The organism is Shewanella electrica (assembly GCF_022321485.1).
Lineage (GTDB): Bacteria > Pseudomonadota > Gammaproteobacteria > Enterobacterales > Shewanellaceae > Shewanella > Shewanella electrica.
Genome location: NZ_JAKOGG010000016.1, coordinates 26,232 through 49,234, shown reverse-complemented (window position 1 = coordinate 49,234; position 23,003 = coordinate 26,232). Strand labels below are relative to the sequence as shown.

General features: G+C 47.0%; 25 protein-coding genes. 10 read left to right on the top strand and 15 right to left on the bottom strand.

Going from position 1 to position 23,003, the window contains the following annotated elements:
• The first annotated feature begins 78 nt into the window (after positions 1 to 78).
• Genes rpsF through rplI form a run of 4 tightly spaced genes read left to right on the top strand, consistent with a single transcriptional unit; the run spans position 79 to position 1,526 of the window.
• Positions 79 to 483, top strand: coding sequence for a 30S ribosomal protein S6 (gene rpsF, locus L9G74_RS16785; RefSeq protein WP_238897754.1), 405 nt, complete (start codon positions 79 to 81; stop codon positions 481 to 483).
• Positions 484 to 491: 8 nt separating this feature from the next.
• A complete protein-coding gene (gene priB / locus L9G74_RS16780) occupies positions 492 to 797 on the top strand; it encodes a primosomal replication protein N (RefSeq protein ID WP_238897751.1) in 306 nt (101 codons plus the stop codon).
• Positions 798 to 809: 12 nt separating this feature from the next.
• A complete protein-coding gene (gene rpsR / locus L9G74_RS16775; protein ID WP_025009344.1) occupies positions 810 to 1,037 on the top strand; it encodes a 30S ribosomal protein S18 in 228 nt (75 codons plus the stop codon).
• A gap of 36 nt (positions 1,038 to 1,073) precedes the next feature.
• Positions 1,074 to 1,526, top strand: coding sequence for a 50S ribosomal protein L9 (gene rplI, locus L9G74_RS16770; RefSeq protein ID WP_238897747.1), 453 nt, complete (start codon positions 1,074 to 1,076; stop codon positions 1,524 to 1,526).
• 157 nt (positions 1,527 to 1,683) lie between these two features.
• Here the strand turns inward: rplI and L9G74_RS16765 are convergent, their stop codons facing one another.
• Positions 1,684 to 4,593: a TonB-dependent receptor gene (locus L9G74_RS16765; protein WP_238897744.1), complete on the bottom strand. Its 2,910-nt coding sequence runs from the start codon at positions 4,591 to 4,593 to the stop codon at positions 1,684 to 1,686.
• A 217-nt stretch (positions 4,594 to 4,810) separates the two neighbouring features.
• Positions 4,811 to 7,012, bottom strand: coding sequence for a S46 family peptidase (locus L9G74_RS16760; RefSeq protein ID WP_238897742.1), 2,202 nt, complete (start codon positions 7,010 to 7,012; stop codon positions 4,811 to 4,813).
• A 113-nt stretch (positions 7,013 to 7,125) separates the two neighbouring features.
• Between L9G74_RS16760 and dnaB the strand changes: the two genes are divergently transcribed.
• Both dnaB and alr read left to right on the top strand, forming a co-directional pair.
• Positions 7,126 to 8,532 carry a replicative DNA helicase gene (gene dnaB / locus L9G74_RS16755; RefSeq protein WP_238897740.1) on the top strand — a complete coding sequence of 469 codons (1,407 nt, stop codon included), beginning with the start codon at positions 7,126 to 7,128 and terminating at the stop codon, positions 8,530 to 8,532.
• A gap of 58 nt (positions 8,533 to 8,590) precedes the next feature.
• The gene (gene alr / locus L9G74_RS16750; protein WP_238897738.1) at positions 8,591 to 9,667 is read left to right on the top strand and encodes an alanine racemase; all 1,077 of its coding nucleotides are present in this window, start codon (positions 8,591 to 8,593) and stop codon (positions 9,665 to 9,667) included.
• Between the two features lie 60 nt (positions 9,668 to 9,727).
• On the opposite strand, the gene L9G74_RS16745 is transcribed toward alr, so the two are convergent.
• Positions 9,728 to 10,195, bottom strand: coding sequence for a chemotaxis protein CheX (locus L9G74_RS16745; protein ID WP_238897736.1), 468 nt, complete (start codon positions 10,193 to 10,195; stop codon positions 9,728 to 9,730).
• A gap of 351 nt (positions 10,196 to 10,546) precedes the next feature.
• A complete protein-coding gene (locus L9G74_RS16740) occupies positions 10,547 to 10,708 on the bottom strand; it encodes a hypothetical protein (RefSeq protein ID WP_238897734.1) in 162 nt (53 codons plus the stop codon).
• A 559-nt stretch (positions 10,709 to 11,267) separates the two neighbouring features.
• Between L9G74_RS16740 and mnmC2 the strand changes: the two genes are divergently transcribed.
• Positions 11,268 to 12,020 (top strand): tRNA (5-methylaminomethyl-2-thiouridine)(34)-methyltransferase MnmC2, encoded by a 753-nt coding sequence (gene mnmC2 / locus L9G74_RS16735; RefSeq protein ID WP_238897733.1) that lies wholly within the window; start codon positions 11,268 to 11,270, stop codon positions 12,018 to 12,020.
• 491 nt (positions 12,021 to 12,511) lie between these two features.
• On the opposite strand, the gene L9G74_RS16730 is transcribed toward mnmC2, so the two are convergent.
• Positions 12,512 to 12,709: a hypothetical protein gene (locus tag L9G74_RS16730; protein ID WP_238897726.1), complete on the bottom strand. Its 198-nt coding sequence runs from the start codon at positions 12,707 to 12,709 to the stop codon at positions 12,512 to 12,514.
• A 504-nt stretch (positions 12,710 to 13,213) separates the two neighbouring features.
• Between L9G74_RS16730 and L9G74_RS16725 the strand changes: the two genes are divergently transcribed.
• Positions 13,214 to 13,876 carry a YiaD family glycine zipper/OmpA-like lipoprotein gene (locus L9G74_RS16725; RefSeq protein ID WP_238897725.1) on the top strand — a complete coding sequence of 221 codons (663 nt, stop codon included), beginning with the start codon at positions 13,214 to 13,216 and terminating at the stop codon, positions 13,874 to 13,876.
• Positions 13,877 to 13,939: 63 nt separating this feature from the next.
• Here the strand turns inward: L9G74_RS16725 and L9G74_RS16720 are convergent, their stop codons facing one another.
• From L9G74_RS16720 to L9G74_RS16675, 10 genes are all read right to left on the bottom strand, one after another.
• The gene (locus tag L9G74_RS16720; RefSeq protein ID WP_238897723.1) at positions 13,940 to 14,218 is read right to left on the bottom strand and encodes an HPr family phosphocarrier protein; all 279 of its coding nucleotides are present in this window, start codon (positions 14,216 to 14,218) and stop codon (positions 13,940 to 13,942) included.
• On the bottom strand, positions 14,202 to 15,059 hold the full coding sequence (gene rapZ, locus L9G74_RS16715; protein WP_238897720.1) for an RNase adapter RapZ: 858 nt from the start codon (positions 15,057 to 15,059) through the stop codon (positions 14,202 to 14,204). Before rapZ ends, L9G74_RS16720 begins: the two co-directional genes overlap by 17 nt.
• The gene (gene ptsN, locus L9G74_RS16710) at positions 15,056 to 15,499 is read right to left on the bottom strand and encodes a PTS IIA-like nitrogen regulatory protein PtsN (RefSeq protein WP_238897717.1); all 444 of its coding nucleotides are present in this window, start codon (positions 15,497 to 15,499) and stop codon (positions 15,056 to 15,058) included. Before ptsN ends, rapZ begins: the two co-directional genes overlap by 4 nt.
• Complete coding sequence (gene hpf, locus L9G74_RS16705) at positions 15,489 to 15,785, bottom strand: ribosome hibernation-promoting factor, HPF/YfiA family (protein WP_238897714.1); 297 nt, start codon at positions 15,783 to 15,785, stop codon at positions 15,489 to 15,491. The genes ptsN and hpf overlap by 11 nt, the downstream gene beginning before the upstream one ends.
• Before the next feature lie 25 nt (positions 15,786 to 15,810).
• On the bottom strand, positions 15,811 to 17,301 hold the full coding sequence (locus L9G74_RS16700) for an RNA polymerase factor sigma-54 (RefSeq protein WP_238897712.1): 1,491 nt from the start codon (positions 17,299 to 17,301) through the stop codon (positions 15,811 to 15,813).
• An 89-nt stretch (positions 17,302 to 17,390) separates the two neighbouring features.
• On the bottom strand, positions 17,391 to 18,119 hold the full coding sequence (lptB, locus tag L9G74_RS16695) for an LPS export ABC transporter ATP-binding protein (protein ID WP_238897709.1): 729 nt from the start codon (positions 18,117 to 18,119) through the stop codon (positions 17,391 to 17,393).
• Complete coding sequence (gene lptA, locus L9G74_RS16690; protein WP_238897707.1) at positions 18,116 to 18,652, bottom strand: lipopolysaccharide transport periplasmic protein LptA; 537 nt, start codon at positions 18,650 to 18,652, stop codon at positions 18,116 to 18,118. Before lptA ends, lptB begins: the two co-directional genes overlap by 4 nt.
• A complete protein-coding gene (gene lptC, locus L9G74_RS16685; RefSeq protein ID WP_238897704.1) occupies positions 18,639 to 19,199 on the bottom strand; it encodes an LPS export ABC transporter periplasmic protein LptC in 561 nt (186 codons plus the stop codon). The genes lptA and lptC overlap by 14 nt, the downstream gene beginning before the upstream one ends.
• Positions 19,196 to 19,750 (bottom strand): 3-deoxy-manno-octulosonate-8-phosphatase KdsC, encoded by a 555-nt coding sequence (kdsC, locus tag L9G74_RS16680; protein WP_238897701.1) that lies wholly within the window; start codon positions 19,748 to 19,750, stop codon positions 19,196 to 19,198. The genes lptC and kdsC overlap by 4 nt, the downstream gene beginning before the upstream one ends.
• On the bottom strand, positions 19,747 to 20,724 hold the full coding sequence (locus L9G74_RS16675) for a KpsF/GutQ family sugar-phosphate isomerase (protein WP_238897691.1): 978 nt from the start codon (positions 20,722 to 20,724) through the stop codon (positions 19,747 to 19,749). Before L9G74_RS16675 ends, kdsC begins: the two co-directional genes overlap by 4 nt.
• Positions 20,725 to 21,390: 666 nt before the next feature.
• On the opposite strand from L9G74_RS16675, the gene mlaF reads away from it, so the two are divergent.
• Both mlaF and mlaE read left to right on the top strand, forming a co-directional pair.
• Positions 21,391 to 22,203 carry a phospholipid ABC transporter ATP-binding protein MlaF gene (mlaF, locus tag L9G74_RS16670; protein WP_238897688.1) on the top strand — a complete coding sequence of 271 codons (813 nt, stop codon included), beginning with the start codon at positions 21,391 to 21,393 and terminating at the stop codon, positions 22,201 to 22,203.
• Positions 22,190 to 22,972: a lipid asymmetry maintenance ABC transporter permease subunit MlaE gene (gene mlaE / locus L9G74_RS16665; RefSeq protein WP_238897685.1), complete on the top strand. Its 783-nt coding sequence runs from the start codon at positions 22,190 to 22,192 to the stop codon at positions 22,970 to 22,972. The genes mlaF and mlaE overlap by 14 nt, the downstream gene beginning before the upstream one ends.
• The last annotated feature ends 31 nt before the right edge of the window (positions 22,973 to 23,003 follow it).

The following is a 23,003-nucleotide window of genomic DNA, read 5'->3' as shown; positions in this document are numbered from 1 at the left end:
CAGTCACTTTACTTCGTTCCTTGCCTCTACGGGTCTGACTGAGCCAAGATGAGGCTAACAAACCGTAAGGAGCAATAAATGCGTCATTACGAAATCGTATTTATGGTTCACCCTGATCAGAGTGAACAGGTACCAGGTATGATCGAACGCTATAGCGGTGTTATCACCGAAGCGGGTGGTCAAATCCATCGTCTGGAAGACTGGGGCCGTCGCCAACTGGCATATCCTATCCAAGACCTGCATAAAGCTCACTACATTCTGTTGAACGTAGAAGCTACTGCTGAGTCAATCGAAGAGCTGGAAACAGCTTTCCGCTTCAACGACGCTGTGCTGCGTAGCTTGGTTATGCGCACTAAAGCTGCTATCACTGAAGCTTCTCCAATGGCTAAAGCAAAAGACGAACGTGATTCACGTCGTGCTGCTGCTAGCGAACGAGTTGCTGAAGAAGCTAACGAAGACTTGGCTGAAGAGAGCGCTGAGTAAGTTTCTCTGTGACCACCAATCATTTGGCGTTGTCAGGACGGGTTCTGCGTAGCAGAGCATTTGATAGTCCAGCAGGGATCCATCACACGGTACTGCAGTTGGAACATAAGTCGCTACGCGTAGAGGCTGATATGCAACGACACGTATATTGTGTGATTCAAGTGATTTTAAGTGGCCCACGCTTTGACAGCGTAACAGAAAAACTGAAAGCCGGTGTGGATATACAAGTTTCAGGATTTATCGCATTGCAACAAAACCGCAATGGACAGAGCCGCTTGGTATTACACGCCGAAAATGTCGAATTGAAAAATTAGGAGACTGTCATCATGGCACGTTATTTCCGTCGTCGTAAATTCTGCCGTTTCACTGCTGAAGGTGTAACGGAGATCGATTACAAAGATATCGCTACTCTGAAAAACTACATCACAGAAAGCGGTAAAATTGTTCCTAGCCGTATTACCGGTACTAGCGCTAAATATCAGCGCCAACTGGCTCGCGCTATCAAACGCGCTCGTTATCTGTCTCTGCTGCCATACACTGATTTGCATCAGTAATTGGCACTGAATTCATTGAATTAAGAGGAATTGATAATGAACGTTATTCTGCTTGATAAAATTGCGAACCTGGGCAACCTGGGTGATCAAGTTTCAGTTAAAGCTGGCTACGCTCGTAACTACCTGCTGCCACAAGGCAAAGCAGTTGTTGCTAACGCTGAAAACGTAAAAGTTTTCGAAGCTCGTCGCGCTGAACTGGAAGCTAAAGTTGCTGCTGAGCTGGCTGCTGCTAACGAACGTGCTGAAAAAATCTCTGCTCTGGAAGCTGTAGTTATCGCTTCTAAAGCTGGTGATGAAGGCAAACTGTTCGGTTCAGTAGGTACTCGTGACATCGCTGATGCTGTAACTGCTGCAGGTGTTGAACTGGCTAAATCAGAAGTTCGTCTGCCACTGGGCGCTCTGCGTACCACTGGTGACTTCGAAGTTGAAGTTCAACTGCACGGTGAAGTTAACGCGACTGTTAAAGTAACTATCGTTGCTGAAGCTTAATTCTTAGAATTAAGTTTAAAGAAAACACCGCCAATTGGCGGTGTTTTTTTATACCCAAAGCAATGCAATGTGTGTGGAGTAAAGTACGCTCAGTTATCTACAGATATGAAAAAGGCGTAACCGAAGTTACGCCTTTAATGTTCCAACTGCTTAAGATTTAGAATGCAACGTTGAAACTTACACGTACATAGCGTGGTGCGACAAACTCTTCAGCTAAGCCGTATGTCGGAGATGTTAGACCGCCTTCATCTAAATACTCATTAGTTTTCGTTACTGTTTGTGCATTAAACAGGTTGAAAACGTCAAGTTTTACGTTGGCGTTAACATCATCCCAGTAGTCAATATTGTAGGTAACGTTGGCATCAACCGTAAAGGTCCAAGCCTCTGTTCCCATACAACCTCGGCTACATTTTACCCCGAATGGGTAGAATGTATCGCCATATTGATATTCTTCTGGGTAATCATCAGGCAATGTCGAATATGACAGGGCATTTTTTGGACGGCCCGACTGGGCAGTGATATTGGTACCAACCGTGACATTGTCAGTTAACTGATAAGCACCAAATACTTTGATGGTATGGCGGCGATCGTTAGGCAAGTTACCGTATGCGCCATCCATCAGATATGGGTAATCCCAGTCAGTTGTTAAACCCGCATCATCTTGACCATTATCAGACTTCACATAACCTTCAGCATTACCATAGCTATGCGCCCATGTATATGATGCATTTAGCATCCAGTCATCATTCCAACGACGGTTTAATGTTAATTCTACAGAGCTATATTTACGTACAGCTTCTGGAAAACCGAGGTCTTCAGCACTTATATGAATTTGTTCTAACGTACCATCGCCATCAGTATCAAAGTAGACGGTCGCGTCTTTACCCGGATTTGACAGGATAAATGGATCGGAAGAACCATCATAGCCCATTGCTTCAAGTCCAGCTTTAATTGAAATATCATCAATTACACTTTTAAGGTCACGGTGTGTAAACTTAATACCCGCAGCCCAATCTTCATCCAAGTTTTGTTGGTAACCCAAGATATATTCATCTTGATACATAGGTTTAATATCTGAGTTAACAATTTCATCTGGAGACGCTGCTACACCATTGCCATAGACTTTTTGAGGGCCTAACGCAGCGCCTAAAATTGGTGTGTCATCCGCATTTACCCCATCTAACGCGTACCAATCACGGGTATATAGCTCTGTGCCTGCTAGACGAATGTTGGTATTTGTGGCAACCGGAATGTGATAGCGACCGAAGTTAGCGAACACTTTCGATTCACCATTATCAAACACATCCCAAGTTAACCCCAAACGAGGGGCCCATTGATTATCAATCTTGATAAAGGTTTGGTCGCTGGCATTCTTGTTTTCAAAAGATTCGTTACGAATACCGATACGCGCCGTTAAGTTGGGCAGAATTGACCAAGTATCTTCAATAAACCAAGCTAAAGATGCACTAGAGAACGTGCCTCCGTTAGTGTAGTTGGTGACTCGGACGTACTCCATAGCTTGATCTAAAACATAGTCGTTGTCTAATTTGTAATCTTTGTCATTAAAGTAATAGTTATAACCGACACCACCAGAATACACTTTCATTTCATTGGCGCTATCATCCTCGTAATCTACACCCAGTTTGATTTGATGATCATCGAAATAGTTAACATAAAAATTCATGTTGTACTGTTTACGCTTATCTGAAGACGCTGTAGGTTGGGCTGTCTGCCAGCAACCTAACGCAACTCCAGCACCGCTACGATAATCAGCAATATAAGGGCAGCTAGCATCTTCAGGTGATTGTTGGGTTGAATCAAACTCTACTTCTGCATACAAAGCATCCATTGACAGCCAGTCGGTAAATCTACCGTCATATTTTACTGACCATGTGGTGCCGCCTGTTTCTAGTACAGAGAATTTCTCGCTCGCTGTTCCTTTTACCCAAGCCTTGGTGCTGTTTTCTTGATCTTTTGCGTCAGAGAAACCCCATACCATCAATTTGTGGTCTTCACTTATCTGCCAATCAATGCGGCCCAACCAAAGTGGGTCATCAATTTTACGGTCAGTATAGGTCAGTCCATTCGCTGATGCGTTACGGTCTTTATAAGATTGCGGTTGAATCAACCCATAGATAAACAATTTATCTTTGATAAGTGGGCCCGAAATCGCTAATTCACCTTCGAATTTCTCTACTTCGTCATGGCTGTTATCTTCGTACATATCAAACGGTTTAATAGATGTACCGTTACCGATTGCGTAACGTACATCTGGGCGATCTTCTCGCAGAGCGTCTGGTTCCCAGCGGCCGTTTATCTCAAACTTCCACTCGTTACCACCACTCTTGGTTACCGCGTTAATTACCCCACCGGTAGAGCGACCAAACTGTGCCGAATAGCCACCAGTTTTCACTTGGAACTCTTCGTAAGCACTGAATGGAATGTCAGCAATGGCAAGACCATTACGGAAACCAGTAATATTCACACCGTTAACAATGTAGCTGTTTTCAGCCACTGAAGAGCCGCCGAAAGAGGCACGGTTACCGAATGCGCCATCACCTTTAGTTGTCCCTGGTGCTAGCAAGGCTACCGATGTCATGTCTTGAGAAATCGGTAAGCGTGCAATTTCTGAAGCAGAGATGCTCAATGCAATTTCAGGGCTGGCGGTATCGACCATTGCCACGCGAGAGCCAGTTACCGAAATACGTTCGATATCACCAGATGTCATAGTGGTGTCGATTGTTACTTCATTACCAATCGTTACGGTTGCTGCTTCGACAACTTGGGTTTCGTAACCCGGTTTTGAAATGGTGATTTTATATTCACCAATCGCTAGAGAGGGAACTCGGAAGTTACCATTTTCATTGGCAGTAACTGTTTTAGTCGCGCCGTTTTCTTTATTAACAATAACAATGGTTGCGCCAGCGAGAGAAGTATTATCTGCTGCTGTAACATGACCTTTAACGCCACCGGTGGAGTTACTTGCTGCGAATATTGGGGTGCTTATTGCGAATAACGCAGAGACTGACGCGGCTAATAGCGTCCGTCGAAACGTAGCTTGTTTCATAATTAACCTTCCGTGAAAAATTTGTTTTTAATGTTATCTTTTGTTTTGTGTGGTTTCCCTTTAAAACCATACAAACAATTACATTAATTAGCTAATTGTTTCAATAGTTGGGTGACAATGTTAATCGTTGGTGGCTTTGTGTGGGCGCTATTAATTTAATGTAACCCCCGCGGGTTGCGGGGGTTTTGGAAAGCCGAAAAGTTCAAAATAGTTTGAATTAATTTTGTGATGTAATTGTAAGCTCTTGTTTCAAACTGTCCGCATGGTCGACTTCATCCATCATCCACAGGATATAACGGATATCTACATGCACGGCGCGTGTTATTGATGTGTTAAAAAACCAGTCTTTGGTAATCGCTTCATAAGTTGAGTCAAAGTTTAGTCCTACCAACTCTCCGTTACCGTTAAACACGGGGGAGCCTGAGTTACCGCCAGTGGTATCAACACTCGATAAAAAATCGACAGGCACAGAGTTGAATTGCTCTGGCGCTGCATCACATGAGAACAGGCGACATAACCACGAGCGGTTATCTGGATAAACGCTTTGCACCAAATGCTCACCAAAGCGGCGCTCTTTAATTGCATCCAGTAGTTTCTGTGGTGAGTTATATGGCGCTACACCGGTGTTTTTCTCCAGAATGCCTTCTACGCGGGTGAATGGTTGTTTGTAGACGGCATCGCGCGATTGATAGCCATCGACCGTCCCGTAGCTGATGCGCAGGGTGCCGTTGGCATCCGGATAAACTGGCTTACCTTGGGCTTTGTTGTAGGCGATGATGGCCGCCATATACGCTGGGCGGGCGATCGATAGCTCACCAGCTAGCTGTTTATGTTGCTGCTCCAGCTGCATATTGGTGTCATACAGTTTCACGGCTAACTGAATGAACGGGTCGTCAGATTGCTCAAAAGCTGCTGGTGATTGCTGCATCCACGCTAGACGTTTGGCTTGGTCGGTCAGTTCACTACGTTGATACAGTTGCTCCACTAACTGCGGTAGGTCGGTTGTATCCTGCGCCGCTAACCATTGGTCAAAGGCGGCGATACGTGCATCTTGCTGGGTATACGCTTCAATATCCATTAACCACAGTTGTTTATCCACGCTGGGGGCAAATGAGGAGTCAATGCGTTTCAAGCGTGAGGCAAACATATCAAGATCACGTGCTTGGTAGCCGGGTTCGCGTTCGGCATCCGGTTTTTGCTGCTCTTTAGCAAGGCGATAAAGCCGAATGGCTGTATCTAGCAGGGTTGATGAGCTGACATTATCAAAGAAGAACTCTTGCTGATAAGCTTGTTGTTGCTGGTTTAGCAACTGCTCTAACGCATTGATTTGCTGTAACGCATTGTCATTCTTTTGTTGTTTTAGCCAGTCGATAAAGGCTTGTTGCTGTTGCTCGCGGATCCCCAGAATATCCGTTTTGTGAAAGCCATCGAGCAGGCCGTTCAGTTTTTTCATGCGATTGGCCATGCTGGCCATGGTGCCGGCATAGCGGATTTCCAGCGCTTTATCGGCGTTACCCATCTCGGTGATGGTATCTATGCGTGCTTGGTAGCGGCTGGCTTGCTGTGGATATTCCCACTCGCTGGCAAATTTCAGCTCTGACGGCAGTTTATAGCGGCTGGTACGTCCCGGATATCCCGCGACAAACACGCCATCGCCCGCTTTGACGCCGTTGCCATTAATTGTCAAAAAGCTTTTAGGCTGATAGGGCACGTTGTCTTCGCTGTACGGGGCCGGTTGCCCATCTTTTCCTACATAGGCACGCAGGAATGAGAAATCACCGCTATGGCGTGGAAACTCGTAGTTATCGATATCACCACCAAAAGCACCAATGCTTTCTGCTGGCGCATATACCAAACGCACGTCACGAATGATCAGCTGTTTGATGAGGTAGTATTCCAAGCCATCGTGAAAACTACGCACGCTACAGCGGTAATCATCTGAACTCTCGCAAGATTTAACCAACGCTTTGCTGCGATCTTCAATCATCTGGTAACGCGCAAGCGCGGCATCTGGCAGGGCATCAGTCACCTCTTTGGTAACGTCTTTGACCTCTTCCGTCACGTATAAGCGTTCGTTGGGGCCAGCCGATGGTTCTTTATCCATTGAACGTGCTAGAAAGCCTTCGTTCATGTAATCATGCTCGGCGCTAGAGTTATACTGAATAGCCCGAAAAGCACAGTGGTGATTAGTGACGACTAAGCCTTTTGGCGAAACAAAACTGGCGGTACAATACCCCAGTCCAACAACGGCATTCATCGGATATTGACTCAGATCCGCCAGTTGTTTTGCGGGAATGGTGATGCCGCTTTCCTTGAGCTTGTCGGCGATTGAAGGCATTTGGTAAGGTTGCCACTGACCTTCATCTGCGAAAGATGCATAAGATGACAGTGCCAGTGCTACAGCCAGAGCGATACGCATGAGTATTCCTTATGTGTTTTGTCCATGGTGGAGCCAATAGAGTTATTTGTATTCATAATTTGTCGCCGATTTTATAACACGTTTTACCCATCGATTGGAGATTCAGAATCGCTATGCCACAGCCTGCTGCTTTCAGCTCACGTGACAAACGCAAAGACGCGCAAACAGAAGCGTTAAAATTGCCACCTCATTCCATAGAAGCAGAGCAATCTGTATTGGGGGGCTTGATGCTGGATGCCGAAGCTTGGGACAAAGTGGCAGAAACAGTGGTGCGGGAAGATTTTTATTCACGCGCCCATAAGCTAATTTTTAGTGCCATGCAAAGTTTGACTGAGCAAGGCCAACCAATCGATTTGATTACGGTATCTGAGCAGTTGGAACTTACCGACGAGCTGGAAGATGCCGGTGGTTTTGCTTACCTTGGTGAGATTGCTAAAAACACCCCGAGCGCGGGTAACATTCTGTCGTACGCCTCCATTGTGCGCGAGCGCGCAGTGGTACGGGAGATGATCCGTGTAGCGCACGAAATTGCCGATGCGGGTTACAACCCTGAAGGGCGAGATTCCAGCGCTTTGCTCGACTTGGCTGAAACCAAAGTATTTAAAATTGCCGAACAACGTGCCAATGCCAACGAAGGTCCAGAAGGGATTAAAACCATTTTGGAAAAAACCGTTGATAAGATTGAGCAACTGTATAACAACCCACATAACGGCGTGACCGGGGTTTCTTCTGGTTTCGGCGACCTCGACAAAATGACCGCTGGCTTCCAATCGGGCGACTTGATCATTGTGGCGGCACGTCCATCTATGGGTAAAACCACCTTTGCGATGAACTTGTGTGAGAACGCTGCCCTGAGTGAAAACAAGCCAGTGTTGATCTTCAGCTTAGAGATGCCGTCAGAACAGATCATGATGCGTATGCTGGCCTCTGTTGGTCGCGTTGACCAAACCCGTATTCGTACCGGTCAGTTGGATGATGACGATTGGGCGCGGGTATCATCAACCATGGGGTTGATGCTTGAAAAAGGCAAAATGTATATCGACGATAGCTCCGGTTTGACACCGACGGAAGTGCGCAGCCGTGCCCGCCGTATCGCGCGTGAATATGGTGGCTTGTCGATGATCATGGTCGACTACCTGCAGCTGATGCAAGTACCGGCGTTGGCCGATAACCGTACCTTAGAGATCGCTGAGATCTCACGCTCACTCAAGGCGCTGGCGAAAGAGCTAGAAATTCCGGTCATCGCACTGTCACAGCTTAACCGCTCGCTCGAACAACGTGCTGACAAACGCCCAGTTAACTCGGATTTGCGTGAATCAGGCTCTATCGAGCAGGACGCCGACTTAATTATGTTTATTTATCGTGATGAGGTTTATCACGATGACTCGCCTGATAAAGGCACCGCCGAAATCATCATCGGTAAACAGCGTAACGGCCCCATCGGCCGCGTGCGCTTGACCTTCCAAGGTAAATTCTCTCGCTTTGACAATTATGCGGGTCCTCAGTTTGAAGAGGATTAGCATTGCGATGTTCGAGTGCGGTACTGCCGCACTTATTAGTATGTAATGAAGGGATAAATTGAAACCTTTTCCAAGAGCTGAAATCAGCCGCCAGGCACTACAGCACAACCTGACGCGTCTTCGTGAAGTTGCTCCCCACAGTAAAATAATGGCTGTTGTTAAAGCCAATGGTTATGGTCACGGCTTACTTAATGTTGCCCAATGTGTCAGTGATGCCGATGGTTTTGGGTTGGCGCGTTTAGGAGAAGCATTACAACTGCGTAATGGTGGCGTTAATGCCAAGCTTTTGTTGTTGGAAGGTTTTTTTAGAGCAGAAGATTTACCCCTGTTGGTAGAACACCACATCGATACCGCGGTGCACCACGAATTTCAGATTGAAATGCTGGAAAAGGCACAGCTTGCTGAGCCAGTCACCGTGTGGATGAAAATCGACAGTGGCATGCACAGGTTAGGTTTTTCACCCGCGCAGTTTGCCGAGGTTTATGCGCGGTTGAATCGTTGTGCCAATGTCGCCAAACCGGTCAATTTCATGAGTCACTTTGCCCGTGCAGATGAACCCGAGCAGCCTCACACCTTGCAGCAGCTCAGTATTTTTGAGCGCTTAGTGCGTGAATTGCCGGGAGAACGCACCTTAGCCAACTCAGCAGGCGTGTTGTTTTGGCCCGAAAGTCAAAAAGAGTGGGTGAGACCGGGTATTGCACTTTATGGCGTGTCACCAGTTAATGGTGATAACGGCCCGAAACATGGCTTAATACCCGCAATGACCTTAGTATCGCAGCTGATCGCCGTTCGACCGCACAAAGCCGGCGACCCGGTGGGTTATGGTGGTTACTGGACGGCGGAACGTGATACCACCTTAGGTGTGGTTGCCATTGGTTATGGTGATGGTTATCCACGTAACGCACCAGAAGGTACACCAGTGTTTATCAATGGTCGCAAAGTGCCGGTGGTTGGTCATGTCTCTATGGATATGCTGACGGTCGATCTTGGCCCTGATGCACAAGATCATGTCGGTGACAGTGCAATTTTGTGGGGCCGTGAATTACCAGTAGAAGAAGTGGCGGAAAAGATTGGCACCATCTCTTACGAGCTAGTGACAAAACTTACACCACGCGTTGCGGTTTGCCTTGAGTAATTCGTATAGCGCTAGGTACAGCTTTTTCCTAGCGCCAGTTTTATTGGTTAACGGCGGACACTAAGCACTTTCGAAACAGATTTCGATATAAGCCGTACCATAGGGCGAAGCAAACGGCACAATAATTTTTTTGCCGTTTGCTTTATGTGAAATGGTGTGGCCCGGCCCCGATACCACTGCGGGGGTAGCCATATCAAATTCGTAGCCTTTCTCAGATAACAGCTTTTTGGCGCCACCGGTGACCATATTGGTCAGCTCACCGACCAAATCTGAAACCTCTTCATTGATCTCGCCGGGGTTCTCACCCAACATCTTTTGCATAATCTCTAATATTAAACCTTGCTCAAAGGTAATCGACATTGAGCCGCGCGTTTGTGGGCCTACCATGCCCATCAGTCCCGATACGTCACCTTTAGCGTAGTGATCCGTCTTCAGCTTTGGTTTGCCAGGGGTGAGTTGTAGGCTCGCCATGGTGGCGGTGACATTCAATAGGGCGCTAAGAAAAGGATTAATAAATTCGACATTCATGTGCAACGACACCTTATCTCATTTAGTGACATTATTACGGGCGTCTAACTAGCTTAGTCCAGTGTTATAGATAGTGTGAGGCAAAGAGAATGTTTTTGAGGCAAAAGTACACGCTAGCGGATAAACACCACTATTAATGTCATGTGATTAAAGCGTTAGAGGTTCGGAACGGGGAACAGCTTGGAAATTGGCCCCTGAACGGGGAAGGCATCGAATGCTCAGACAGGCAATACCTGAAAGGTTGGAATATTACTTAGTGTTTGTTTTTGCAGCTTTTTTACGAGAGTTTTGCAAGTACAAGTGATAGTAGTTTTGCATACCGTAAACCATCATGTTCTCCTTCAGTTTCTATTAGCAAGTGGCAACGTTGTGAGCAGCAAATGCAGGCACACGTTGAGGTTTATCTTCAGTTGCTACTTTATTATTGGTCGCAACAACTTTAGCGTTTTTTACTGCTTTACGCGCTGGGCGTTCATAGTACAGGTAGGCGTAGTTTTGGGCACCGTATACCATAGTTTTCTCCTTGGGTTGAAAGTTAATTTCTTTTGTTGCGCTAATTATAGGCATATCTGTGCACTGTCGCAATATTTTTATGTAAAAAAATTACAGAATTGAATTATTTTTAATATATTATTGATTTTTAAGTATATTGTTATTTTTTGTCATTGTCTTTTATCGTTTTAGCATGCGAATTTTGTGGTTTTTATTGTCATATAATTACGAAAATTAGTTTTTTAACTGTCTGATCACCTATTTTTGTAATTGTATTACATTTTTCGGGGCGGAATGGGGAGCAAACTGAGCAGCCGCATTTTTTGCCCGTCAGCAATTGAGATGTCAGACTGGTTGAATGAGGTTTTAGGGGACTATTGCTGTGTATCGACACGGATGTGGCTGTCGTGCCCGCAAGGTTGCATTATTGCGCTACCAGCCAACAGTCTCTGTGTTGGTGCTTGCTTCCATGATGATGTCTCTGCTCTTTGTTGCGAAACTTTGCACCACGCAAAATAATTTCGCGATTGTAGGCGTAAAATTGCTGGCGAATTGCTAACAACGGAAGATCTACCCGCTCATGGACACAGTCTCACTACAGTTGACTGAAGACGGTTCGCACACCTTATATAATGAAGAACTCAACGAAACCTATCATTCCACTAACGGTGCTATCGCTGAAGCTGAATATGTGTTTATTCGTAGCGGATTGGATGCTCAGTTACCACATTGCTCAGACTCGTTAGCGATTTTAGAGATTGGTTTTGGTACCGGTTTAAATACCTTGATGACCTTAGGGCACATCTGTGAGCGACGAGCGACAGAGTGCTTGCCCGAGATACGCTATGTGTCGTTAGAGCCGTTCCCTATTGATAGTGGCGTGATCGCACGCCTTAACTATCCCGCGCTATTGCCGCGTTTATATCAGTCGCTGTTTACGCAAATTCACCAAGCGGCGTGGGACCAGCCAACGCAGCTGCAAACAGGCTTTAGTTTTACCAAGGCCAACACCACATTGGAGAGTTATTGCGCGGCAGCTGGATCGTTTGATCTGATCTATTTCGATGCTTTTGCACCAAATAAACAGCCAGATGTTTGGCGGCTGAGTAACTTTATAAAGTGTTTTGAGTTGCTGAAACCGAATGGTTTGCTAGTGTCATATTGCGCCAACGGGCAGTTTAAACGCAATTTGAAAGCGGCTGGGTTTACGGTGAAGCCCCATCCTGGTGCTTTGGGAAAACGAGAAATGACTCGAGCATGGAAATTGAATACTGCTGATATTGCAGCTGTTTTGAACGAAGTCACAAATTCGTCGGGAATTTACGCAGAATAAAATGACAGAGATGGACAAACGAATGTAACTATTTATTATTGTTGTCGGGCTCATTTTTATCGTGGGGGCGATTTAAATGACTTGCCCACCTCTGTCGAAACTTCAGCAGATCACTTTTTATTGTTAATCTTTGCCTAGCATGTGATCTGCTGCTTTTCCTTCCTTTCTTGCTTCCTTGTTATCGGTAACTTCCTCATCACCGTATGTATATTCCTTTAAATAAAAACCGACTTAAGTGAACTTAGAAGTAGCGCATTGTTATTATTGTTAGCACATTTTCTATCGTTGGGGGCGATAACAGAGTTCAGCCCACCCAAGTCGTAAAACTGGTTAAGCAATATTGCTGCTCAACCTTGTCTCAGTGTCCTACCGAAGACAGCGTATAAAAATGACAAGATTAAACGTAGAGAAGCGCGAATTTGGGGAGCACACTTTCATCTATCGTTGGGGGCGATAACACAAGGTTTAGTTTAATCTTGCCTAAAATGTTGCTACATCGATACCAAGCGCTTCAGCGCGGATATCCATGCGGCGAAACCATGCTCTGGCATATTGGCGGCGGATTTCTGCTCCGCTGTCCACATAAAGATTGTTTTGGTTGGCAGGCCATATTGCCGTGCAACATCGAAATGTAATTTGCCCAAGGAGATATCGCTTAGCGCTTTAGATTTGATATTAATGTCATTCATATCTGTCTCCTGTTACATTGCCCAAAACATCAGAGCGATTAATCAACATCCCACTGGCTTACGCCCAAGTGTTGAAGCTCACTCCAACACTGCCGACAATCTTTCAAGAATTCGAATAGCTGTTTCATTCTTTCCTCCTTGCCGAAGTGGTCTAACACTTTTGATATATGTAAGAAGTGTGCCAATTTTTAGTGTTAATTTTTTTTCATTAAAAACAGATAGTAACGATTAAGTGTTTAAAAACGCTGATTTTGACCTAGTACCATCAATGTGCACGATGAACCAAAATGGTGCACTTGTTGGTATTAATCTGGGGCAAAACCGAGTGAGTTGGCATGCTTTCATGTCGTCTGATATGGGAGTCATCGGATCAACTGAATGGTGACTGAATCTATCGAGATTAACTAATGAAAGTCATTTGTCAGTGACTAAGTCCCCTATATACTTTCCACATTAGGCTGTCCTAACAGACACTTTAGAAGCAATAAAAAAGGAGATAGTGTCGTGGCTTTTTCAACAAAATTACTCGCGGTATCAGTGATAACGGTATTGTCAGCAGGTTGTACGACAGTGAATCCATATACCAAAGAAGATCAAACGGCAAAGGCGAGCTCTGGTGCTGCAATTGGTGCTGTTGCTGGCGCTGTAATTGGCGTTGCCACCTCTAGCAAACACGACCGAGGCAAAGGGGCGCTAATTGGTGCCGCATCTGGTGCTGCTGTGGGCGGTGGTATCGGTTATTACATGGATGTACAGGAAACGAAACTGCGGCAGAAGCTGGATGCTACCGGTGTTAGCGTTACTCGTAATGGTGACAATATCATCTTGAATATGCCTAATGAACTGACGTTTGGCGTCGATAGTTCATCGCTGAGCGGCAGAGCGCAGTCTGTGTTGGATGGCGTGGCGCTAGTGGTTAACGAATATCAAAAAACTAGGCTCAATATTATTGGTCACACCGATAGCACTGGCAGTGCGTCTTACAACATGCGTTTGTCGCAGGTGCGGGCGTCAGCCGTCGGCAGTTATCTTATTTCACAAGGGGTGAACGGCCAACGCGTTGTGACCTCGGGGGCCGGCGAAAGTCAGCCTATTGCGTCGAACAATAGTGAACAAGGTCGTGCACAGAACCGTCGCGTAGAAATTATTCTGACGCCATTACAATAATCATCGCTTTGTGAGATTGGACTGACCAAGGGTGAGTCCAATCTCAATGCTATTTAATGAGGCTCAAGTAGCTTCATCGAAGCGGGCGTTAACCAATTCACAAATGGCATCTAATGCCGCTTCTGCTTCGGCGCCTTCGGCAACTAACTTAATCGTTTTGCCCATGCCGGTTTCTAACATTAACAACCCTAATACACTCCCTGCCGAGGCTTTTTTACTGCCCTGAACAATGGTGACGTTAGCGTCGAATGCGTTGGCCAGCATCGCGAGTTTGGTTGCCGCGCGGGCATGCAGCCCCAGTTTGTTAATGATGGTAACTTCGCGCTCAATTTTTTGGGTCACGTTGCAGCTCTCTGTGCTTCGCTTGAACGCGATATTTACCATGACTAAAGCGCTGTGCCAACTGTTCGGCAACGTATACTGAGCGGTGTTGTCCACCAGTGCAGCCGATGGCGATGGTCAAATAACTGCGGTTGTTACGTTCTAGGTGAGGTAACCAGGTTTCTATGAGGTTTTCTATCTGCCAGATCAGTTTGTTGACCAATGGTTGACGTGACAGAAATTCCTGTACTGGTTCATCTAGACCGGTATACGGCCGCAAGGCCACTTCCCAATGAGGATTGGGGAGAAACCTTACATCAAATACGAAATCGGCTTCTGCCGGTAAACCATGTTTAAAACCAAAGGACTCGACATTGATCACTAGCTCTTTGGAGGCCGTTCCCAGCAAAATCTCTCGCACCATATCGCTCAATTCGTAAATATTGAGGTTAGAGGTGTCGAGGTAATGGTCCATTAACCGAGAAATCGGCTCTAGCCGTTTACCTTCCTCGTCAATGGCTTCTTTGAGAGTGATATTTTCCTTGGAGAGCGGATGTAGCCTACGTGTCTCACTGTAGCGTTTGAGCAACACTTTATCCGAAGCGTTGAGGAAAAAACTGATCACCTCGGTATTTTCTGGCAGTTTCGCAAGTTGACTTTCGAGCAGTTTATCTTGATTTGGCAGGTTACGAACATCAACACTGATGGCGACCAACTCATTGCTGCCGCGCAGGTTTTCCAGCAGCGCGCCGATCATCTGCAATGGCAGATTGTCGACGCAATAATAGCCCATATCTTCCAGCACTCTCAGTGCAACGGATTTGCCTGAACCTGAGCGGCCGGAAACTATGGCTAACTTCATGCCGTGATCACCTGATAGAGTTCATGTTCGTCAGCGGCTTTACGCAGCTGTTTGAGGATCTGCTTGTCACTGAGCTTTTCAGCCATGGCTGAAAGCGTGCTGAGATGCTGCTGACATTGGTCGGCAGGTACGATCAGCGCAAACAGAATATCAACGGGTTGATTATCAATGGCATCGAATGCAATGGCCTCATCGCATTTGATCAATACGGCCACGGGGGTATCGATGTTTTCGAGACGTCCGTGGGGAATGGCGATGCCATTGCCAATTCCTGTACTACCCATGCGTTCCCGCGCCAACAGACTTTCGAAAATGGCTTGAGAAGATAGGTTGGGATACTGGGCTGCTGCGAGATCGCTGATGAGCTCCAGTACCTTTTTCTTACTGCCCGGAGTGGCACAGGTGGTACATTCCGGCCGCAGGATGGTACTAAGTTCCATCGTTAATATTAGTCAGCTTTTTGAGTTTGAGAACCTGACTTTCAAGCATAATCGCTTGGGAGTCAATGGTGGCGTACATGTCGTCATGTTGAATTTCTGCCATCACTTGGCCACAGATTAAGCGGCGCTGAGCTTTTGCAGTAAATAGTGATTTTTCAACAAGCAGCATGATGACGACATTATTGATCTGTTCGAAATAGCGTTCAAGTTTTGCGAGCAATGCGCAGCTGTAGTCGCGCAATGAATCGACGCTAGCGAGTGCATAAAACCCGGTGTAGGCAGGCATCGACTTTCCTCGCTAGGCCCGTAGATTATAGGCTTTTACGTTGGTTGGACGGTGGGATAAGCATCGCTTCGCGGTACTTGGCGATGGTGCGGCGAGCGACATTAATACCTTGCTCTGCAAGGAGTTGTGCCATTTTGCTGTCGCTGAGAGGTTTTTTAGGATTCTCAGCGGCCACCAGTTTTTTAATGAAAGCGCGAATGGCGGTTGATGAGCATTCGCCACCATCATCAGTGCCTACGTGACTGGAGAAGAAATACTTCAGTTCAAAAATGCCACGCGGCGTGTGCATGTACTTTTGCGTAGTCACGCGGGAGATGGTTGATTCGTGCATCTCTACCGCTTCTGCAATGTCATTCAATACCATAGGTTTCATGGCTTCTTCGCCATATTCAAAGAAACCTTGCTGGAATTGTACGATACAGTTGGCGACTTTGAGCAGCGTATCGTTACGGCTTTCTAAGCTTTTAATAAACCATTTAGCTTCTTGCAGATGACCACGAATAAACTGGCTATCGGATTGGCTGCGCACACTGCGCACCATGGTGGCGTACTGCTGGTTAATACTCAGCTTGGGCATGCAATCTGGGTTGAGTTCTACTACCCAGCGGCCGTTTTTCTTCCACACTGAGACATCAGGGATCACATACTCTTCATCGGCTTCTTGGATCAATAACCCCGGGCGTGGATTTAGCGTTTGGATCAAGTTGATAGCATCACGCAATTCATCCTCTTTGAGGCGGGTTTTGCGCATTAGCGTGCGGTAATCTTTGGCGGCGATCAGGTCGAGATATTCACCAATCAGCATTTTGGCATTGGCCAGATGCTCAGTGTCTTGGGCAAATTGGGCTAACTGGATGAGCAAACATTCTCGCAGATCGCGCGCTGCCACTCCAAGCGGATCAAAGTGTTGGACTCGTTTGAGAACCGCTTCTACTTCATCAACTTCGAGATCATCGATGCCAAGGGCCTCTACAATCTCTTCGACCGATTGGGTTAGATAACCACGCTCGTCAATCGCTTCGATAATCGCGGTGGCAATGGCTTCATCGGTTTCAGAAAATGGCGTGAGGTTTTTCTGCCACTCTAGGTGTTCATGCAGCCCTTCGCTGGTTTCACCTTGAAATGGCATATCATCGTCGCGCATAGCGCCAGAGCTGGAGGTGGGGGCGGCGGTAAACACTTCATCCCACGTGGTATCCATTGGCAATTCTTCAGGCAGCTCTTGGCTGTTGAGTGCATCGCTGGTTTCTAGTGATGAACTGTCTGGTTGCTCGTCATGCTCATGCTGGCCATCATCGTCGCTATCGTTGTTATTTGATGACGTTTGTTCGTCGTGCTGGTTATCGTCGAGAGAATCGCTATCTTCGGCGACTTCCAACATCGGGTTGGCATCCAGCGCTTGCTGAATTTCTTGCTGTAATTCTAGGGACGACAACTGCAGCAAACGAATGGCTTGCTGTAATTGAGGTGTCATGGTGAGTTGCTGACCCAGCTTGAGCTGAAGTGACGCTTTCATGTAACCGCTTGTCCCTAAAATTGATACTTATTGTAAACAGTCCAACAGAGCTGATTGTTTTACAAAATGTTTTTGCTCCCCGGCGCCTACTATAGCCTGAATTGTTCCCCTAAGTACACTGCCCTTACTTGTTGATTGTCGAGGATCTCAGCAGGGGTACCTTCGGCAATCAGTTCGCCATGGCTAACAATATAAGCATGTTCACATACATCAAGCGTTTCGCGCACGTTGTGGTCGGTGATCAACACGCCCAATCCCCGAGATTTCAACTGTTCGATAATTTTTTTGATATCGATAACTGAGATTGGGTCTACCCCAGCAAATGGCTCATCCAGCAAGATAAACTTAGGGTTGGCAGCCAAGGCGCGGGCGATCTCAACTCGGCGTCGTTCCCCCCCCGATAGCGCCATACCTAAGCTGTCGCGAATATGGGTGATATGAAACTCTTCCAACAGTTGTTCGAGGATCTCTTCACGCTGTTGTGAGTTGACATCTTTGCGTACTTGTAGCACAGCCATGATGTTATCGCGTACCGATAGCTTACGGAAAATACTGGCTTCTTGCGGCAGATAACCAATACCTTTGCGGGCGCGCAGGTGCATCGGATCTAAGGTCAACTCATCATCGTCGATGAAGATTTTACCGCGTTCACTTTGAACGAGTCCTACCACCATGTAAAAGGTGGTGGTTTTTCCAGCACCATTGGGGCCGAGTAAGCCAACAATTTGGCCAGTGTTTACTTGCAGACTGACATCTTTGACGACGGTACGTTTTTTATAGCTCTTGGCGAGATTTTGGGCTTTTAAAACGTTGGTCATGGCTGCTCCGGATCAGCATCTTGTTTCTTAGGGGCTGGCTGTTTTGGCAAGTTGTCAGGGCGGATCACTGTGGTTACCTGTTCGTTTTCGTTACTGAAGGCACGATATTGTTGCTTGTTCAGGTCGTAAACGATTTTGTCCGCGGAGTTCATGCTGCCATTTTGCTCAACTTTGGCGGTGCCGATCAGGGTCAGCAGGCGTTGGTTGATATTAAAGTGGATCTCTTGCGCGCTTGCCGTGGTAACAGTGCCATCTTCCTGTTTTTGTTTGAAAGTCGCGGGTTTGCCTTTGGCAATCAAAATACGGTCTTCTTCTTTAGATGGCGAAGAGGCGCTCAGCTCATCGGCGTTAAGGCGCAGTTGTCCCTGAGTCACCAATACTGGCCCCTCATATACCACGCGTCGATTTTTAATATCGGCAAACCAATTTTTGGCTGCAATTTTCACTTCTTGCTGCAGATTGATTTCTGCTGCGGTGGTCATAAAACAGGTGGTGCCGAGGAGGGCTGCCAGAAAAAATTTATTTACTCTCATAGGTACCTTTAATGTCGCTCAACAGTTTCACTTGTTGGGCGTTTAAATCGGCATAAAGCCCAATGCCTGATGTATAAAACCCGCTTCCAGTAATTTCGATCTGTTCTTTGGAAGTCATGATCATCGTCGTTAGATCAAGCTCAAGATACTTGGTGGATAACGACTGGATCGGGTCATCTGGGGTAATGGCGTCGATGATAACATCTTTTTGCAACACCACCTTATGATCTGTGCGGTTTAGACGCCCTTCAACCGCGGTCATTTTCCACTCAGCTTTATTGTTATTGGAGAAGATGTGATACACAGGTTCGGTAAACAGTGTGACATCATCTTTGGCATAATGTGCCATATGCTTAGCGGATACACGAGTTGCCATTTTGCCATTTTCATCAAAGCTGACACTTTTTAGATCAGATGCGGTGTAGTCGGGGCGTTCTTCGGTGCTAACAACTCGAGGCAGTTGCGTATTACGTTTACTCTGCACTTGCCAGTACAGCACCAGCGCGGCGGTGAAAAATGCAATGATGGCGATGGTGACTCGATTCATACACTCATTCCGTGGGCTTGCTGCAATAGATTTTGACTCAATAATAATAGGTCAGCGAGTTCGCGTACGGCGCCATAACCACCGTTGATGGATGTGACAAAATCCGCTTGCTGTTTTACTGCTGGGTGACCATCGGCGACGCAAACGCCTAAGCCAACTTGCTGCATCACAGGCAGATCTACCATGTCATCACCAATATAAGCCACTTGCTCTGGTGTCAGTTGATAGGTTTCCAGCAGGCGCCGAAAAGGCACTAGCTTGTCATCAATCCCTTGGTAAATATGAGTAATTCCCAACGCAGTCATGCGGCGTTCAACAATGTTAGACTGGCGACCCGTGATCACCGCCACTTGGATGTTGCTTGATAACAGCGCTTTAACGCCATAACCATCGCGGGTATGAAAAGCTTTTAGTTCTTCGCCGTCATTGCCCATATAGATGCGGCCATCGGAAAACACGCCATCGACATCGCAAATAAGCAGTTTAATCTGCTGTGCTTTATGCCATGTGGCGTCACTAACTTCGCCATAGAACGTTTGATATTGGCTCACATTACCCCCGCGTTCACTAAATCGAGCATGTTGAGGGCGCCAATGGGCTGCCGTTGTTTATCGACTACAATCAAGCCGTTGATATTGCGGTCATCCATCACTTTCAGTGCTTCAGCCGCCAGAATATTTTCACTCACTGTGGTGCAGTTACGGGTCATGACATCGGCAATGCAGGTTTGGCGCAGGTTAACGTCAGCATCAATCACTCGGCGTAAGTCACCATCGGTGAAGATACCGACCAACAGATTGTCGGCGTTGACAATGGCGGTCATCCCCAAGCCTTTACGCGAGATCTCATACAAGGCCTCGGTAATGGTGATGTTGTCACGCACAATCGGCGTATCTTCACCTTTATGCATGATATCGCTGACTTTCAGCAGCAGTTTGCGACCCAGTGCGCCACCGGGATGAGACATGGCAAAGTCGTCTTTGGTGAAGCCTTTGGCTTGCAATAGTGCAATCGCCAGTGCATCACCCATCACTAATGTTGCGGTGGTGCTTGAGGTGGGTGCCAAACCTAATGGACAGGCTTCCTCTTCAACATGGATACACAGATGCAGTTGCGAGTGCTTAGCCATGGTTGATTCGGGGTTGCCAGTCATGGCTATCACTGGAATACCTTGGCGTTTGATCACGGGGATGAGCGTGAGAATTTCGTGCGACTCTCCCGAGTTAGATATGGTCAGCACGATATCGTTGGGGCTTAATACGCCGAGGTCACCGTGACTTGCTTCGCCTGGATGAACAAAGAATGCTGGCGTGCCTGTGCTGGACAGTGTGGCAGAGATCTTGTTACCGATATGGCCTGATTTCCCCATCCCCATGACGATAACTTTACCCGAGCAATCCAGTATCATCTGGCAAGCTTGAGCAAACTCGGTGGAATCAACAAATTGATACAGGTGATCGAGCGCCTGTTTTTCGATGTCGATAACTTTGCGCCCCCACTGACGCAACTGACTAGCATCTGTCATAGTGTTTCTCGTATTTAGGTCATGTCGTATCGTTGCTGACGATTTTTGTCAGCTCGCTGAGCTGTGCAACGGTACGTTAATCTCATCGCTGATCGTGATTCACATCATTGCTGCTGGGTTGCACTCCCCCAAGATTATTGCAACACATGGCACAATGAGGTGTTTTTTGCTTCCTAATCTATCCTTGGTGGAACAATTTGGCAAAATAGCGCCGCTAAGCGTTGTTGCACCGGTGTTGTTTCGTTGGCTGATAGGTTATTAGCGGTAATTACCAGCAATCTTTCATTAATTTAATGATTATTATCGATTTTTTAAATTGAAATGGCGTTGCTTTAAGCTCTACTCTGCAATAAAAGCCAAATGGCGCAGCCAGTTTTAAATCGATTTTTCAAAAAGTATTGCGCATTGTCGCTGCATTTGCTGCAAATGAAAAGAGCTACGATGCCACGGGGTGGCAGTTGTTTAGACCAACTGAATTGCGTACAATTCAATCCCCACAAATGAGCTTGAAAGTCGCTGTTTTAGCGATTCAGTCAGAGTTCAGAAATCGGTTGCTAGCATGCAGCTAAATTGGGATGAAGGGACTGGAATCATCCTCCACTTGCCCACAGGACAGGTGGCATCTAAATTCATATTCCTGTTCAGGATTTTCTAACGGATTCAGACATGAACCAAGAACAGACCACATTGGTCGAAATCAACAATCTGCGCTTTAGCCGTGGTAATCGGGTGATCTACGAGGATATTAGCCTCAAGATCCCGCGTGGCAAAGTGACCGCCATCATGGGGCCGAGCGGGATTGGGAAAACGACACTACTGAAGTTGATCGGCGGGCAGCTGTATCCCGATAAAGGTGAAGTGCTGTTTGACGGCCAAAACATTCACAAGCTGAGCCGTAATGCACTGTTTGAAGCACGTAAGCGCATGAGCATGTTGTTTCAAAGTGGCGCCTTGTTTACCGACATGAATGTGTTCGACAACGTGGCGTTTGCATTGCGTGAACACTCAGATTTACCGGAAGAGATCATTCGCCGTATTGTGCTGATGAAACTTGAGGCGGTTGGTCTACGCGGGGCTGCCCAACTAATGCCGGGTGAGCTTTCTGGTGGTATGCAACGTCGTGCAGCGTTAGCGCGTGCCATTGCGCTGGAGCCAGAAATGGTGATGTACGACGAGCCGTTTACTGGACAAGACCCGATCTCTATGGGGGTGTTGGTCAAGCTGATTAAAGATCTTTCAGATGCCTTGTCACTGACCTCCGTGGTGGTTTCGCACGATGTGGCCGAAGTCCTTAGCATTGCCGATTATGTCTATGTGATCGCCGAGCAGAAGATTATTGCCCACGGCACGCCTGCTGAGCTGCGGCAAACCGACAACCCTCAGTTACGCCAGTTTATCGATGGCGAGCCAGATGGGCCGGTGCCATTCCACTTCCCAGCCGCGGAGTATAAGAAGGAGCTTTTGTGTGAGCATAGTTGATTCTATTGCCGCGCTAGGCGCTCGAGCGATTGGTATCGTGCTTGGGTTAGGCCGCGCTGGCATCATGTTATGGGGAGCGCTACTGCATCTGCCTCGATTTAAAAAAGGCACACCGCTGCTGATCAAACAGATCTATGTGGTGGGTGTGCAGTCGATGGTGATTGTGATCGTCTCCGGTTTATTTATCGGTATGGTGCTGGCATTGCAGGGCTATACCATTTTGGTCGGGTTTGGCACCGAGCAGAGTCTTGGGCCGTTGGTGGCGTTGAGCTTGCTACGTGAATTGGGCCCGGTGGTGACCGCTTTGCTATTTGCCGGTCGGGCAGGGTCGGCATTAACCGCTGAGCTGGGCTTGATGAAAAGTACCGAGCAGTTGTCCAGCCTTGAAATGATGGCGGTAGACCCGCTGCGTCAAGTGATTGCACCGCGCTTTTGGGCGGGGTTGATCAGTATGCCGTTGTTGTCGGTGATGTTTGTCGCGGTCGGTATTTATGGCGGTTATCTTGTGGGTGTGGCTTGGAAGGGCATCGACGATGGTGCTTTCTGGTCTATCCTGCAAGCGGCGGTTGAATGGCGCCAAGACATAGTTAACTGCCTGATCAAGAGTGTGGTATTTGCTTGGGTAGTGACGTGGATTGCCTTGTATCGCGGTTATCACTTGGTACCGAATCCCGAAGGGATTAGTCGGGCCACCACGCAAACTGTGGTGCAATCAAGTTTGGCCGTATTGGCTTTGGATTTCCTGTTGACCGCCATCATGTTTGGTTAAACATGCGCGATCATATTTGATAAAGAAAAGT